General features: G+C 63.5%; 15 protein-coding genes. 9 read left to right on the forward strand and 6 right to left on the reverse strand.

Annotated features, from left to right (window positions below; genetic code table 11):
- Positions 1 to 343 precede the first annotated feature (343 nt).
- The 5 genes from LY284_RS11820 to LY284_RS11840 form a co-directional block, all read right to left on the reverse strand.
- On the reverse strand, positions 344 to 1,345 hold the full coding sequence (locus LY284_RS11820; RefSeq protein WP_014190223.1) for a MerR family transcriptional regulator: 1,002 nt from the start codon (positions 1,343 to 1,345) through the stop codon (positions 344 to 346).
- 251 nt (positions 1,346 to 1,596) lie between these two features.
- Positions 1,597 to 2,349: a PhaM family polyhydroxyalkanoate granule multifunctional regulatory protein gene (locus LY284_RS11825; RefSeq protein ID WP_014190222.1), complete on the reverse strand. Its 753-nt coding sequence runs from the start codon at positions 2,347 to 2,349 to the stop codon at positions 1,597 to 1,599.
- 45 nt (positions 2,350 to 2,394) lie between these two features.
- Entirely contained in the window at positions 2,395 to 3,222 is an 828-nt protein-coding gene (locus LY284_RS11830; RefSeq protein WP_014190221.1) for an enoyl-CoA hydratase/isomerase family protein, read from the reverse strand.
- Between the two features lie 18 nt (positions 3,223 to 3,240).
- Positions 3,241 to 4,419 carry an ABC transporter substrate-binding protein gene (locus LY284_RS11835; RefSeq protein WP_014190220.1) on the reverse strand — a complete coding sequence of 393 codons (1,179 nt, stop codon included), beginning with the start codon at positions 4,417 to 4,419 and terminating at the stop codon, positions 3,241 to 3,243.
- Between the two features lie 96 nt (positions 4,420 to 4,515).
- Positions 4,516 to 5,502 (reverse strand): fumarylacetoacetate hydrolase family protein, encoded by a 987-nt coding sequence (locus LY284_RS11840; RefSeq protein ID WP_014190219.1) that lies wholly within the window; start codon positions 5,500 to 5,502, stop codon positions 4,516 to 4,518.
- A gap of 82 nt (positions 5,503 to 5,584) precedes the next feature.
- On the opposite strand from LY284_RS11840, the gene LY284_RS11845 reads away from it, so the two are divergent.
- The 9 genes from LY284_RS11845 to LY284_RS11885 all read left to right on the forward strand — a co-directional run bounded on the left by LY284_RS11845 (position 5,585) and on the right by LY284_RS11885 (position 15,303).
- On the forward strand, positions 5,585 to 6,406 hold the full coding sequence (locus tag LY284_RS11845) for an IclR family transcriptional regulator (protein WP_014190218.1): 822 nt from the start codon (positions 5,585 to 5,587) through the stop codon (positions 6,404 to 6,406).
- 107 nt (positions 6,407 to 6,513) lie between these two features.
- The gene (locus LY284_RS11850; protein ID WP_014190217.1) at positions 6,514 to 7,737 is read left to right on the forward strand and encodes a DUF3108 domain-containing protein; all 1,224 of its coding nucleotides are present in this window, start codon (positions 6,514 to 6,516) and stop codon (positions 7,735 to 7,737) included.
- A 110-nt stretch (positions 7,738 to 7,847) separates the two neighbouring features.
- Positions 7,848 to 8,636 (forward strand): alpha/beta fold hydrolase, encoded by a 789-nt coding sequence (locus tag LY284_RS11855; RefSeq protein WP_233386265.1) that lies wholly within the window; start codon positions 7,848 to 7,850, stop codon positions 8,634 to 8,636.
- 137 nt (positions 8,637 to 8,773) lie between these two features.
- Positions 8,774 to 9,031 (forward strand): DUF3567 domain-containing protein, encoded by a 258-nt coding sequence (locus LY284_RS11860; protein WP_014190215.1) that lies wholly within the window; start codon positions 8,774 to 8,776, stop codon positions 9,029 to 9,031.
- A 207-nt stretch (positions 9,032 to 9,238) separates the two neighbouring features.
- On the forward strand, positions 9,239 to 10,300 hold the full coding sequence (locus LY284_RS11865; RefSeq protein ID WP_041730889.1) for a homocysteine S-methyltransferase family protein: 1,062 nt from the start codon (positions 9,239 to 9,241) through the stop codon (positions 10,298 to 10,300).
- A 127-nt stretch (positions 10,301 to 10,427) separates the two neighbouring features.
- Positions 10,428 to 11,534, forward strand: a complete 1,107-nt coding sequence (locus LY284_RS11870; protein WP_014190213.1) for an AAA family ATPase — start codon at positions 10,428 to 10,430, stop codon at positions 11,532 to 11,534.
- A complete protein-coding gene (locus LY284_RS11875) occupies positions 11,534 to 12,214 on the forward strand; it encodes a DUF4276 family protein (protein ID WP_014190212.1) in 681 nt (226 codons plus the stop codon). Before LY284_RS11870 ends, LY284_RS11875 begins: the two co-directional genes overlap by 1 nt.
- Positions 12,211 to 14,928 (forward strand): methionine synthase, encoded by a 2,718-nt coding sequence (metH, locus tag LY284_RS11880; protein WP_014190211.1) that lies wholly within the window; start codon positions 12,211 to 12,213, stop codon positions 14,926 to 14,928. The genes LY284_RS11875 and metH overlap by 4 nt, the downstream gene beginning before the upstream one ends.
- A 177-nt stretch (positions 14,929 to 15,105) precedes the next feature.
- Complete coding sequence (locus LY284_RS11885; RefSeq protein WP_081478133.1) at positions 15,106 to 15,303, forward strand: hypothetical protein; 198 nt, start codon at positions 15,106 to 15,108, stop codon at positions 15,301 to 15,303.
- An 84-nt stretch (positions 15,304 to 15,387) separates the two neighbouring features.
- On the opposite strand, the gene LY284_RS11890 is transcribed toward LY284_RS11885, so the two are convergent.
- Positions 15,388 to 15,714 carry a DUF1840 domain-containing protein gene (locus LY284_RS11890; protein WP_014190210.1) on the reverse strand — a complete coding sequence of 109 codons (327 nt, stop codon included), beginning with the start codon at positions 15,712 to 15,714 and terminating at the stop codon, positions 15,388 to 15,390.
- Between the last annotated feature and the right edge of the window lie 69 nt (positions 15,715 to 15,783).

Genomic DNA, 15,783 nt, shown 5'->3' on the forward strand with positions numbered 1-15,783 from the left:
GAAATAACCTTGCATGCGAGCAGCCAAGCTTTCAATTTTACGCGGGATTCGGTCGGCCAAAGACGAAATGCGACAACGAGCGCTCAAATTGGGCGCTGCGGCAACGCGTCGCGTCCCGCGAAAACAATGCACTTCCCGTGCAAATGTTGCCTGTTGTGCGTCTTGTTCTACCGTGGGTGAGGAGCGAAACCTGTGCCTGAGGTAAGTTCAAGTGGCGCCGAGCCGGCCGCCGGACTGCGCCGGACCACGCCGGCCGCGCAGTATGACGTGCTCGCGTGACAGCGATGCGAAGCGCACGCTTGCGAATGTCCGCGCCAGTGCCCGCCGCAGCGAGCGTCGTCGATCATAGCATGGCAGATTGACGCCAATCCGCGACGGTTTCATCGATCGGGGTCAACCCTGCGACGTGAAACACGCCGTCGTTCAGCTTGCGGCGCAGCGCCGGACTGCTTCCGCCGACCCAGATGCGCACGTGCGGCGGGAGCAGGTTGCGCAGATCGGTCAGGCCGTTGGTGATCGCCTGCGCGGGCAGCACCGCCGTGAACGACAGCGCCACGATATCGACGTGATGGGCCGTCACCGCATCGACGATATCGTGCAGAGGCGTTTGCAGCCCTAGCTGGATGCACTCGCACTCGGAGAGCGTAAACATCGCTTCCGCCATCAGGATGCCGAGGCCGTGGCCTTCGCCGGACAACGTCGTGAGCAGGACGCGAGGACGCCCGCCGCGCCCGCGCAACGCGTCGCCGAGCGGGCGCATCAGCGTGCGCATGGTCGACTGGATCGCCTCGCTGAACAGATGTTCGTGATAAACCTGCAAGGTGCCCGCCGCCCATGCATTGCCGACACGCGCGGCGAGCGGTGCGGCGACATCCAGCACGAAGCGTTCGAGGCCGTCGCGCGTGGCGCGCTTCAACAGCCCGAAGCGGAATTCCTCGTAGGCGCTCTTGCGCAGCAGCGACACCAGGTGATCGAGCTCGGCGTCGGGCGCGTCCTGCCCGACCCCAGAGCTTTCGGCCAGATGTTGCAGCAGGTCGATCGGCTGCGCGAGCACCTTGCTCGGGCGATGCCCCGCGTCGAGCAGACGCTTGACCAGCCGCAGCTTCGTCACCTGATCCTGCGGATACAGCCGTTCGCCGCCGGGCGAGCGCATCGGCTGCGGAAAACCATAGCGGCGCTCCCAGACACGCAGCGTGTCCTTCGTCAGACCAATTTCCTGAGCGATTGCTCCGATGCCGATTCCCGCCAGTCCCGGCGCCTCAAAGCCCTGCGGCGCTTGCTCCTGCGCGTCCGCGGCGTCGGAAGACGGTTCGGAATCGAAGTCTTGTTCTGATGTGTTTGTCATGGACAGATCTTTCCCGATGTACTCACGCCATCTGATGCACGTTACATGCCCGCCTTCGACGGTGGACAAATTTTCGCGCCGTCTACATTTCATCATAGACAGAATCGAAACAGGCATGTGGGTTGAGATGCGTTTCAGCGCGCGAATGAAGATGCGGGACGCGGTCCGATGGGGACTTAATTCATCAGAGGAATCGGGTAAACCGGCGGGCCCGGCGGAGCGTCGCGCGCCGCCGGACCGGGAGACGAAAATCAGACGGGTTTCTTGCGCGGCGCGGACTTGCGGGCCGGCGCTTTCTTTGCCGCAGCGTCGGGCTTGTCTTCGCCGCCGCTCGGCGGCTGCTCGGCGCGGTTTCCGGAAGCGGCTTCCGGTTGATCGTCCGCCGCCGCGCCCGCGTTGAGCGGGCCGGTCATGCCGGGTTGCAGCATCGCGAGATGCGCGAGCTGATTGAATTGCGATTGCAGTACGTTCCACCAGCCGCTCGGATCGAAGCCCGGCGGCGGCGCGGAGGCTTTTTCGCCCGCTTCGTCACCTTCCGGCGCTTCTTCGGGCGGCTGCGCCGGGGCGCTCGCTTCCTGCTTCGCCGCGCCGCTCATCGGCCAGCCCGCGGCGGCGGACTTCGCCTTGTCGGCGGCCGCGCTGTGCGCGCTTTCCACCGATGTCTGCGCGAACGCGCCGAACGCGCGCAGCGTCGCGAGCGTCGCACGCTGCACTTCGAGCGCCTGAATCGCCGATTGCAGCATGTTCAGATTGAGCTTGAGCCACTGCTCGACGGCGCGCATGTCCGTCACGCGCTTGTCGAGTTCTTCGATGTTCGTGAGCGGAGCGAGCATGTCGGACATCATCGAGAGTGAGGGACCCACGCCCTGCCCGCCGCCCGGCATCGCGGCGGCGAACGGATTGAGGCGCATCAGTTCCCACATCTTGCCCATCATGTCGGCCTGGCCGAATCCGGGAAAACCGGGAATCGTGTAGGGCGGCGTGCCGCCAGTGTTATCGGTCATTCGACTCTCCTTGTTTTCGTGTGAGGTTGGCGCGGTTCCCTTCGGTCAGAACGGCGCGCCGCCCGGAAAATCCGGCGCGCGTCTCTCGCGCAGCGAGCGCACGCCTTCGTGCACGTCCGGGCCCGCGAAGCCCATGAATTCCAGCGCGAGCGATGTATCGAAGGTCGGCCCGGCCGAGCGCAGCCAGTTGTTGAGCGCGTACTTCGTCCAGCGGATCGCGGTCTGCGAGCCTTGCGCCAGGCGATTCGCCACTTCGATCGCCTTCGGCATCAATTCGTTCTCGTCGACGGCGAGCGACACCAGCCCGATGCGTTCCGCCTCCTCGCCGCTCACCGGCTCGCACAGCAGCAGATAGTACTTGGCCTTCGCCATGCCGCACAGCAGCGGCCAGACGATCGCCGCGTGATCGCCCGCCGCGACGCCTAAGCGCGTATGCCCGTCGATGATGCGCGCCGACTTCGAGGCGATCGAGATATCGGCCAGAAGCCCCGCGACCAGCCCCGCGCCGACCGCCGGGCCGTGCATCGCGGAGACGATCGGCTTGCCGCAGTTGATCACGTTATAGACGAGATCGCGGGCCTCGCGCCACACGCGCGCGCGCACGTCGAAGTCGGTCGCCATCTCCTCAACGAGCGCAAGATCGCCGCCCGCTGAAAAGCCCTTGCCTTCGCCGCGAATCAGCGCGACGCGCGTGTCCGGATCGCGGTCGATGTCGCGCCAGATGTCCGCGAGTTCGCGGTGCATGTTGGCGTCGGCGGTGGAGAGGCCGCTCTTGTTCGCGCCCGCGCCGGGCATCACCACTTCGAGCACGCCGTGCGGATGGCGGCGCAGCGCCAGCGACTTGTAGCCCGCATACAGGGAGAGATCGCTCATGGTCTTGTCGATGAAAGATTAGCGCGGCTGATAAATCCACTTGCCGTCGCGGATCTCGACCATCACGCGCGCGCGCTGATCGAGGCCGATGTGATCGTTGGGCGTCATGTTGACCTGCCCGTTGGTGTCGGCGAAATTCTTCGTGCCTTCGAGCGCGTCGCGCAGGGCGGCGCGAAACGCCGGCGTGCCGGGCGCGCCCGCTTTCATGGCGATGGGCACCGCGCGGTTCAGCAGCATGCCCGCGTCCCACGCGTACGAGCCGAACGCCGACACCGTGCCCGCGCCCTGCTTCGCCTCGTACAGTTTGATGTATTCGAGCGCGAGGCGCTTGGCCGGATGATCGTCGGGCAACTGCGCGGCGACGAGCACGGGGCTCGCGGGCAGGAACGTGCCATTGCAGTCCGCGCCGCACACGCGCAGGAAGTCGCGGTTGCCGACGCCGTGGTTGTGATAGACCTTGCCCTTGTAGCCGCGCTGCGCGAGCGTCTTCGGCGGCAAGGCGGCCGGCGTGCCCGCCGCGCCGACGACCACGGCATCGGGCTTTGCCGCGAGAATCTTGAGGATCTGCCCGGTCACGCTCGGATCGGTGCGGTTGAAGCGCTCGTTCGCGACCACTTCGATCTTGTGCAGTTGCGCGAACTTGGCGACTTCGGCGTAGAAGGTCTCGCCGAGCGCGTCCGCCTGACCGATGTAGGCGAGCGTCTTCACGCCGTGATTGCTCGCGTGCTCGGCGATTGCCGAGGCCATCATCGCGTCGGTTTGCGGCGTCTTGAAGACCCAGCGGCGTTTTTCGTCCACCGGCTCGATGATCTTCGACGACGACGCGAGCGAGATCATCGGCGTCTGCCCTTGTGCGACGACATCGATCATCGCGAGCGAATTCGGCGTGATCGACGAGCCGATGATCGCATCGACCTGATCCTCGCTGATGAGCTTTTTCGTGGTCTGCACGGCCTGCGTGGTGTCGGAGGCGTCGTCGAGCACGATGTAATCGACGGGCCTGCCGCCCATTTCCTTCGGCAAGAGCGCAACGGTGTCGCGCGCCGGAATGCCGAGCGACGCGGCCGGCCCCGTGAGCGAGAGCACGAGGCCGATCTTCACGTGCTGCGCCTGCTGCGCGATTGCCGCCGTCGTCGCGGCGAGCGCGCCAACCGTCAGCACCGCGCCCGCGAGGAATTTCCACTTGCCTGCCGCCATCGAAAGTCTCCTTTTTTGTTGGTTTTAATGCTGCACGAAAGCAGCCCGGCAAAGTGTAAGGCGTGGCTCATGCACGCCGCATCGGGCGAAACCCGTTCAATGCTCGGGCTGTACGACCGCCTGATCGATCGCGCCGAAGATCGACTTGCCCTCTTCGTCGAACATCTCGATCTTCACGCTGTCGCCGAACTTCATGAATTCCGTCTCCGGCGCGCCGTGCTCGATGGTCTCGAGACAGCGCTTCTCGGCGATGCAGCAGTAGCCGCGCTTTGCGTCCTTGTTGGAGATCGTGCCCGAGCCGACGATCGCGCCCGCGCGCAGGTTGCGCGTCTTCGCCGCGTGCGCGATCAACTGGCCGAAGTGGAACACCATGTCCGTGCCGCAATCCGGCTGGCCGACCTTCTTGCCGTTCCAGTGCACGATCATCGGCCGATGCACGCGGCCTTCGCGCCACGCGTCGCCGAGTTCGTCGGGCGTGACGGCGACGGGCGAGAACGACGTCGCCGGCTTGCTCTGGAAGAAGCCGAAGCCCTTCGCGAGTTCGGCGGGGATCAGATTGCGCAGCGAGACGTCGTTTACGAGCATCAGCAGGCGCACGCTCTTCAGCGCTTCGTCGGGCATCGCGGCCATGTGGACGTCGGAGGTGATGACCGCGACTTCCGCTTCGAAGTCGATGCCATACGATTCCGTTGCGCAGACGATGTCGTCCGTCGGACCGATGAAGTCGTCGCTGCCGCCTTGATACATCAGCGGATCGGTCCAGAATTCGGGCGGCATTTCCGCTTTGCGCGCCTTTCGCACGAGTTCGACGTGATTCACGTACGACGAGCCGTCCGCCCACTGGAACGCGCGCGGCAACGGCGCCATGCAGGACTTCGGATCGAACGCGAACGTGTTGCGCGCGCGGCCGAGATTGAGCGCTTCGTAGACTTCCATGAGCTGCGGCGCGTAGAAGGCCCAGTCGTCGAGCGCGCGTTGCAGCGTCGATACGATTCCATCGGCGATGGCCGCCGTGCGCAGATCGCGCGACACGACGATGAGCTGGCCGTCGCGCGTGCCGTCCTTCAATGTGGCGAGTTTCATGGAGCGGGGTTCGGTGACTTGAGATGACGTTAAGGGAAATCTATTTTACGATGGTGAATCCCTCGCCAGTGCTTCGAGCTTCATGCAATCGACCCAATCCGCCGCTTCCGACGACGACGAAGACCTCAACGACACCGCTGAAGAGAAAACCCGCTCCGGCATCCAGTCGATCGAAGTCGGTTTCCGGCTGCTCGACGTGCTCACCAACGAGCCGCGCGCGATGATGCTGCGCGATCTCGCGCACCGCGCGGGCATGAGCCCGGCGAAGGCGCATCGCTATCTCGTGAGTTTCCTGCGGCTCGGCGTCGCGTCGCAGGACCCGGTGTCGGGGCGTTACGAGCTCGGCGGTTTCGCGTTGCAGATGGGTCTCGCGCGGCTCGCGCGCGTCGATGGCGTGCGGCTGGCGCGCATCGCGCTCGCGGACTTGCGCGACCGGCTGGATCAGACGGTGGGCATCGCCGTATGGGGCAATCAGGGGCCGACGGTCGTGCACTGGATGGAGTCGAGCCATCCGGCGAAGGCATCGCTGAGGCTGGGCGATGTCATGCCGCTGCTCACGTCCGCGACCGGCCTGCTCTTCGCCGCGTATCTGCCGCGCAGCAAGACGCAGCCGATGCTCGATCGCGAACTCGCTGCCATGAAGCAGACCATCGCCGACGTCGAACCGCTATTCGCCGAGGTGCGCGAGCATGGCACGGCGCGCGTCGAAGGCATGCTGCTGCCGACCATCCACGCGTTCTGCACGCCGGTCTTCGATTCGACGGGCGAACTCGCGCTCGGTCTCATCGCGCTCGGGCACGAAGGTACGTTCGATACGCGCTGGGGCGGTGAAATCGATTCCGCGTTGCGCGAATGCGCGCGCGGGCTGTCTTATGAACTGGGGTACAAAGCGCAGGGTCGCTGATTCGCGAACGTTGCGAAACGCGTCGGCGGCGTGAGGAACATCGCTTCGATCGCGCTTGTCTGATACGTTTCGCCAGACGCAAGCTCCGCGCTTTTCACCTCCGCACGATGCCACTGTTTTCCTTTCGCCGTCCTCGCCCCGCGTCGGGCGAGCCGCCCGATGCCGCCGCCGAATCCGCCACGCCACGGCGCTGGGGGCGCTGGGCGCTGGCCGTGCTGATCGTCGCGGGTCTGCACTTGAGCGCGATGCGGTGGATCGACCGGAACCGGCAGCCGGTGAACACGCCGCCCGAAACGCCGCCCGTGCAAGTCGAATTGCTGACGCCAAAGCCGATTGCGCCGCCTGCGCCGCAGCCGCCCGCACCCGCGCCCGCGCCGCCGAAACCCGCCGCTGCCCCGCACGTTCAGCCGAAACCCGCCGCGCCCGCCGCGCCCGCCGCACCCGCGCCGGTGTTGAGCGCCGCGACTCCACAACCCGACGCGACCGCCGCCGTTTCCGCTTCCGGCGTCGCGGCCTCCGGAACATCCGATGCGTCCGCGCCGGCCGCAACGCCATCGCCCGCATCGCCCGCCCCGCCTGCCGCGACCGCCGCATCGGGCGACAAATTCAGCGTTCCGCCGACCGGCGAGCTGCGTTACGACACGCTCGTCAACGGCATGATGAATCAGACCGGCATCATCCACTGGATCAACGACGGCCAACATTACGAGATGGTCGTTTCGATTCCGGTGCCTTTCGTCGGACCCTTTGTGTATTCGAGCAAAGGTCATCTCGACGGATTCGGCATCGCGCCGGAACAGTATTCCGAGCAGCGCGGCCGCCGCGCCGCGGATATCGCCATCTTTAATCGCGAGACGAAGCAGATCGTCTACACGAAGACGCCGCAAAGCCAGCCGCTCGCGGACGGCGCGCAGGACCGCTTCAGCGTCGTGATGCAACTGGCGAGCCTCGTGCGCGGCGCGCCCGACAAATACAAGCCGGGCGTCACGCGCCAGTTCAGCGTGGCGGATAACGACAGCAACGAAATCTGGCCGATCGAAACCGTCGGCGACGAAACCGTGCAGGCGCGCGGCGGCTTCACGACGGCGCGGCACTTTACGCGCCTGCCGCGCAAGGAAGGCGACCGCCGCAAGCTCGATATCTGGCTCGCGCCGTCGATCGGCTGGCTGCCCGTGCGGATTCTGCAAACCGAGCCGAACGGCATGCAGATCGAACTGCTCTGGGCCGGCGCGCTCGCACCGCCGGCGGCACCGGGCACGCAAGATGCGTCAGACAAATCCGCGCCCGCCGCGCCACCCGAGCCGACTGCGCCGCCCGCGGACAATCCGTAACGGCCGTCTCACGGCTGTCACACTTCGTGACATCGGGCACGGCGAAAGCGCGCAATTTCAATGCAGTCATCGGAAACAGCATCGCAAACCGCATTCTTTACGGAGCCGATATGCAGTTGACGATCAATCGCATCGATACACGTTACGTTCTCGACAACGAAGGCGGCGGTCCCTGGCTCGTCTTCATCCATCAGCTTGCGGGCGATCTGTCCGTATGGGATCAGATGGCGGGCTATTTTCGCCGCGATTTCACCGTGCTGCGCTACGACCTGCGCGGCCACGGCGACACGGCCGTCTCGCCCGACGGCTTCACGATCGACGACCTCGCCGACGATCTCGCCACGCTGCTCGACAAGCTCGGCGCGCCTTCGGCGCATGTGGTCGGCTTGTCGATCGGCGGCATGGTCGCGCAAAAGCTTGCAATCCGTCACCCCGGCAAGGTGGACACGCTGACGGTCGTCGGCGCGCCGGCGTTCATCCCCGAGGAGGCGCGTCCGACATTCGCGCAAAGAGCAGCATCCGTGCGCGAAAACGGGACTGCGAGTATCGTGGAAGCGACGCTCGAACGCTGGCTCACGCCCGAATTCCGCAAGGCGCATCCCGAAGTGGTCGAGCAGATCGGGGAATCGATCGCGCGCACGCCCGCGGAAGGGTTTGCGCGCGCGGCGGAGGCGGTCAGCCGTTTCGATGCGCGTGACAAGCTCGCCTCTGTGAACAAACGCACGCTGGTCGTCGCGGGCCAGCACGATGTTGGCACGCCGCATGCTGCCTCAAAGGTGGTCGCAGACACGGTTCCGGGCGCGCAATTCGAAATACTCAACGCAGCGCACCTGTCGCCAGTGGAGGAATCGGAGCGCTTTTCCGCATTGCTGGGGAACTTCTTACGCGGGACGGCCTGATTGTTCCGGTTTTTGCTGCACACGAGAAAGCCTCGATACAACCGGCATCACATCGAGGCCACCCCTTGAATTCCAACCCAATCGCTCCAACTACGCTTCAGGATTGCCAGGAGCAACAAGGAATAAGGAGTGTCGCCATGCAAATGATCTACAACAGCCCCAACTATTGCGTTGTCGAATTTCCGCCGCAAGACAACCATCTCGCCATGAAGGCGGGCGGCTACGAGATCGTCGACAAGAACACGCAGCGTGAGATCTTCATCGACGGAGAGCTCGCCGCGAAGTTCCGGGAACACGTGCAGCAACTGATTGCGGAAGAACCGTCGCTGGAGGATGTCGATGAATTCCTCGGCCAGTTCGATATCTTGATGAACCAACCCGTCGTGCTTCACTGATCTGCGTTGCGCGGGGCGGCCCGCCGCCCCGCGCCGGCCGCCGCACGATCCTGCGGCTCAAGGCGACACTCGCCGCTTATCGAAGACCCCGCCCCATGAACGGCGGGGTTTTTTTCTCTGGCATGCCCCGCGGGGCGCGACAGCGACCGCTTCGCGCTGCGGCTACAATGTCAGGCTATTTCACATTTGCTGCAGGCCTTGTCCGTCATGACCGAGAACGCGATTCCGAAAGCGCCCGCGCGCGCTTACACGCGCGGCGCCGCGCTGCCCGCGCTGCTGCAAAAGCGCATCCTGATCCTCGACGGCGCGATGGGCACCATGATCCAGCGCTACAAGCTCGACGAAGCCGCCTATCGCGGCGAGCGCTTCAAGGACTACGGCCGCGACATCAAGGGCAACAACGAATTGCTGTCGATCACGCAGCCGCAGGTCATTCGCGAGATTCACGAGCAATACCTTGCGGCGGGCGCGGATATCCTCGAAACGAACACCTTCGGCGCGACGCGCGTGGCTCAGGCCGATTACGGCATGGAAGACCTCGCGGCGGAGATGAACATCGAGTCGGCGAAGCTCGCGCGCGAGGCCTGCGACAAATACTCGACGCCTGACAAGCCGCGCTTCGTCGCGGGCGCGATCGGGCCGACGCCGAAAACCGCGAGCATTTCACCGGACGTGAACGATCCGGGCGCGCGCAACGTCACGTTCGACGAACTGCGCGAGGCGTACTACGAGCAGGCGAAGGCGCTGCTCGATGCCGGCTGCGATCTGTTTCTCGTCGAAACGATCTTCGACACGCTGAACGCGAAGGCCGCGCTGTTCGCCCTCGACCAGCTTTTCGACGATACCGGCGAACTCGTGCCGATCATGATTTCGGGCACCGTGACCGATGCGTCGGGCCGCATTCTGTCGGGACAGACGGTCGAAGCGTTCTGGAATTCGCTGCGTCACGCGAAGCCGCTGACCTTCGGCCTGAACTGCGCGTTAGGCGCGGCTTTGATGCGGCCGTACATCGCCGAACTTGCGAAGCTGTGCGATACGTATGTGTCCTGCTACCCGAACGCCGGCCTGCCGAATCCGATGAGCGATACCGGCTTCGACGAAACGCCGGACGTAACGTCCGGATTGCTGAAGGAATTCGCGACGGCGGGCCTCGTGAATATCGCGGGCGGCTGCTGCGGCACGACGCCGGAGCATATTGCGGAGATTGCGAAGGCGCTGGCGGAAGTGAAGCCGCGCGCGTTTCCGTCGCAGTATCGCGATGCAGCCTGAACGTATTCGGCGGTTTGCCGACGGTGGCCGTTTGGCCGACTGACGCGCCCGGCGCAGAATGCACAAAATGGGCTCGTCATTACAAGCGGAGCCCGCCGTGTTACGAGCCGTCGACTGGAATCTGAACATGCCCGCCATCTCGAAACTTACCATCACAGGGTACAAGTCGATACGCGAACTGCGCGAATTCGAAATGCGCGACCTGAATGTGCTGATCGGCGCGAATGGCGCGGGGAAGTCGAACTTCGTCGGCTTATTCCGGATGCTCGCGGAGATGTATGGAGAACGTTTCCAGCTTCATGTAGCAACGGAGGCCGGCGCGGATGCGCTCTTGCACCATGGCCGCAAGCGAACCGCAGGGATCGAGGCTGAACTCGATTTTGGCGACTCGGGAAGTTACGAGTTCTCGCTAGTTCCGACGAACGACAACCGACTCCTTTTCGAGCGTGAGATTGTGTTGCAGCACGATTTCGGGCGTACTACGCTCACTGGTGGGCATGCCGAGTCCCTTTTCCCAGGGTACGTACAAGCCGTGCGCGCCAATCTGAACGGCCGAGATTTGGAGTACTTCGAGTCCACCAACCCGCCGATCGACCGCATAAGGGTCTATCACTTTCACGACACGGGCGACTCCGCGCGAGTCAAGCAAATCCAGCAATCGAACGACCACCTGCGCCTGAAGCCTGACGCATCGAACCTTGCGCCCTTCCTGCGGATGTTGCGGGAACAACACGGAATCCACGCCCGGATGATCGTCGATTCAATTCGGCTCGTCGCGCCCTTCTTCCACGATTTCGTCTATCGCGATGGCGATCCCGCAACGGTCGAACTGGAATGGACGGAGAAAGGCGATCCGGACACTCCGCACAAGGCACACAGGCTATCCGACGGCACATTGCGCTTCATCTGCCTCGCAACGCTGCTTCAGCAACCGTGGGATCTGATGCCGCCCATCATCCTGCTCGACGAACCTGAGCTTGGGCTGCATCCGTTCGCGATCAACATTCTGGCAAGTCTGCTGAAGCGGGCATCGGAGCGGCGGCAGTTGATCGTCGCCACTCAGTCCATCCAGTTGCTCAGTTGCCTCGAACCCGAAGACGTGATCGTCGTCGACAGAAAAGACGATGCATCGACGTTCCGCCGTCTCGATGAAGCACAACTCAGCGTATGGCTCGATGACTACTCGCTTGGCGAACTGTGGGAGATGAATGTGCTAGGCGGGAGACCGGCGTGATGGTGAATCTCATTATTCTCGGCGAAGGACAAACCGAGGAAGCGTTCGTCCGGGACGTTTTGGCGCCGGAACTCGTCGTGCACAATGTCTTCGCAGAAGCGTACCTGCTCGAAACGTCGAAAACAGGTCGTGGTGGTGGCGTCACTCTCGATCGGGCGTGCAAGAGGCTTGAAAAAATCCTCAAGCAGCGGCACGACACCTACGTCACCACGATGTTTGACTTGTATGGCCTCGGTCCGACCTTTCCCGGTTTCACCGAATCGCGCGGTATGAATCCGCAGACTCGCGCCGCACAGATCGAAGATCTTTTCATAAACGAAGTTATGGCTCGCATCGGTTGCCGCCGTGACCGGTTCATCCCTCACATCCAGCCGTACGAGTTCGAAGGGCTGCTGTTCTCGGACATTCGCCGGTTCGGCGAACTCGAAGCTGGGTGGACCGCGCACGAAACGGCTCTGAAGGAAGTCAGGAACCGCTTTGAAACGCCGGAGCATATCAACGATTCCCCGCACACTGCTCCGTCGAAACGACTTAAAAGTCTGCTCAAGCCAAAGTACGACAAAGTGCTTCACGGCCCCGCTCTGGCGGGCCGAATCGGCTTACGCACCATTCGCGCCGCGTGCCCACACTTCGATAGTTGGATCACGCGGCTGACCAATCTGCAACCGCTCTCACCATGACCGACCACACGATGCGTCTCTCGGGCCTCGAACCGTTCAACGTCACCGACGGCTCGCTTTTCATCAACGTCGGCGAGCGCACGAACGTGACCGGATCGAAGGCGTTCGCGCGCATGATCCTGAACGGCCAGTTCGACGAAGCGCTCGCCGTCGCGCGCCAGCAGGTCGAAAACGGCGCGCAGGTCATCGACATCAACATGGACGAGGCCATGCTCGATTCGAAAGCCGCGATGGTGCGCTTTCTGAATCTGATCGCATCGGAGCCGGATATCGCGCGCGTGCCGATCATGATCGACTCGTCGAAATGGGAGGTGATCGAAGCCGGCCTGAAGTGCGTGCAGGGCAAGGCGATCGTCAACTCGATCTCGCTGAAGGAAGGCGAAGAAGCCTTCAAACATCACGCGAAGCTGATCCGCCGCTACGGCGCGGCGTCCGTCGTGATGGCGTTCGACGAGCAAGGCCAGGCCGACACGTTCGAGCGCAAGACGCAGATCTGCAAGCGCTCCTACGACATTCTCGTGAGCGAAGTCGGCTTCGAGCCGGAAGACATCATCTTCGATCCGAATATCTTCGCGATCGCGACGGGCATCGAAGAGCACAACAATTACGCGGTCGATTTCATCAACGCGACGCGCTGGATCAAGGAAAACCTGCCGCACGCGAAGGTGAGCGGCGGCGTGTCGAACGTGTCGTTCTCGTTTCGCGGCAACGACCCGGTGCGCGAGGCGATTCACACCGTGTTCCTGTATCACGCGATTCAGGCCGGCATGGACATGGGCATCGTCAACGCGGGCCAGCTCGGCGTCTATGCCGATCTCGACGCCGAACTGCGCGACATGGTCGAAGACGTCGTGCTCAACCGCCGCGAAGACTCCACCGACCGCCTGCTCGAAAGCGCCGACAAGTTCAAGACCGGCGCCGCGAAGAAGGAAGAAAACCTCGAATGGCGCAATCAGCCGGTCGAGGCGCGTCTGTCGCATGCGCTCGTGCACGGCATCACGAACTTCATCGTCGAAGATACGGAAGAAGTCCGGCAGAAGATCGACGCCGCCGGCGGCCGTCCGATCAACGTGATCGAAGGCCCGCTGATGGACGGCATGAATGTTGTCGGCGACCTGTTCGGCGCGGGCAAGATGTTCCTGCCGCAAGTCGTGAAATCGGCGCGCGTCATGAAACAGGCGGTCGCGCATCTGATTCCGTTCATCGAGGAAGAGAAAAAGCGTCTCGCCGACGCCGGCGCGGACGTGCGTCCGAAGGGCAAGATCGTCATCGCGACCGTGAAGGGCGACGTGCACGACATCGGCAAGAACATCGTGTCGGTCGTGCTCCAGTGCAATAACTTCGAAGTGGTCAACATGGGCGTGATGGTGCCCTGCGCGACCATCCTGCAGAAGGCGAAGGATGAAGGCGCGGACATCATCGGTCTGTCGGGACTGATTACGCCGAGTCTCGAGGAGATGGCCTACGTCGCGTCGGAAATGCAGCGCGACGACTATTTCCGCGGCAAGCAGACGCCGCTTCTGATCGGCGGCGCGACGACCTCGCGCGTGCACACCGCCGTGAAGATCGCGCCGAACTACGAAGGCCCGGTCGTGTACGTGCCGGACGCGTCGCGCTCGGTGTCGGTGGCGTCGAGCCTGCTGTCTGACGAAGGCGCGGCGAAGTATCTCGACGACCTGAAGAGCGACTACGACCGCATCCGCACGCAGCACGCCAACAAGAAGGCGCTGCCGATGGTCACGTACGAACAGGCGCGCGCCAACCGGACGAAGATCGACTGGAACGCGTATACGCCGAAGAAGCCGAGCTTCATCGGCCGGCGCGTGTTCAAGAACTACGACCTCGCGGAACTGGCGAATTACATCGACTGGGCTCCGTTCTTCCAGACGTGGGATCTCGCCGGCCCCTATCCGGCGATTCTCAACGACGAGATCGTGGGCGAATCGGCGCGGCGCGTGTTCTCCGACGGCAAGTCGATGCTCTCGCGCCTCATCCAGGGCCGCTGGCTGACGGCGAACGGCGTCGTCATGCTGCTGCCCGCAAACACCGTGAACGACGACGACATCGAAATCTACACGGACGAATCACGCTCGCAAGTCGCGATGACATGGCGCAACCTGCGTCAGCAAGGCGTGCGTCCGGTCGTCGACGGCGTGATGCGTCCGAACCGCTCGCTCGCCGATTTCATCGCGCCGAAGGACTCGGGCGTGAAGGACTACATCGGCATCTTCGCGGTGACGGCGGGTCTTGGCGTCGATAAAAAGGAACAACAGTTCGAAGCCGATCACGACGACTACAGCGCGATCATGCTGAAGGCGCTCGCCGACCGGTTCGCCGAAGCCTTCGCCGAAGCGCTGCACGCGCGCGTGCGCCGCGATTTGTGGGGCTACGCGGCGAGCGAAACGCTGGACAACGACGCGCTGATCGCCGAGAAATACGTGGGCATTCGTCCGGCGCCAGGCTATCCGGCGTGTCCGGATCACCTCGTCAAGCGCGATATGTTCGAAGTGCTTCAGGCAGAGGAGATCGGCATGAGCGTGACCGAATCGCTCGCGATGCTGCCGGCCGCGAGCGTCTCGGGCTTCTACCTCGCGCATCCCGACAGCACGTATTTCTCTGTGGGCAAGATCGGCGACGATCAACTGGCGAGCTATGCCGAACGCATGGCGATGTCCACGTCGGACGCCGAACGCGCGCTCGCGCCGCTGCGCTGAACGAGGCGCGGCGGTACTAGGGCTTTCGCGGGAACGTTGGAAAAAACCATACGCGGCGCGTGATGCCGAAGAAAAGCGCCACGCAATAGGCGGGAATTTTTTGGCTTCCGTAGACTTGCTCCTGCGATGCGCCGTCACGAGGACGGACACGCATTTTTCGTCACGGAGATAAGTCGCATGAAGAAGCTGACGCCCGCCGTAAGCGTTGCGATCGCAGCCGCCGTTCTCGCCGCAAGCTCGGCGGCGATCGCGCAGCCGGCCAGCAGCACGACCGCGTCGTCGTACTCGGTGCCGCAGACCGAGCACAAGAAGAAACCGAAGAAGCCGAAGAAAGCGGCCACGCCGAAATCCGGGACGAACGGTCAGTCGCAGTAAGCCGGTTTCATCGGAAGAAAAAACCCGCGTCGTCGCCGATGCGGGTTTTTTCGTTTCAGGCGCGGCGCTACGGCGCGGCGGGTCTCAAACGCCCCAGAGGATGTCCGTGTTGCCCTTCTGCGCGAGGCGCAGCATGTCGAGGAACGGATACGCGCGCTGCGCGAGCCCGATGGGAATCTCGTGCGGCTCGTGCCCCGCCTCGCCCTCGTGAAAATGGCCGTCGTGCTCGGCGCGCTCTTTCTTGTCGGTGACGACGGCCGCTTCGAGTTTCTGAATGGCCGAAGGCAGCTCTTCGTGCGTGATGACGCCCCGCTCCGTGAGCTTCTTGCCGATGATGCCGAGCAGGTACTCGGCGAGATTGTCCAGCATCAGGACATCCGGTGCGGCCGGGGTTTTGAATGTGATCAGCATGGCATGGTCCTTTTGTTTATGTTGGGTCATAGGCGGTTTGCAAACCGGTTTGAACACAAACCGCGCAGA

Origin of the sequence: Caballeronia sp. PC1 (genome assembly GCF_021353155.1) — a bacterium.
Taxonomy (GTDB): Bacteria; Pseudomonadota; Gammaproteobacteria; order Burkholderiales; family Burkholderiaceae; genus Caballeronia; species Caballeronia cordobensis.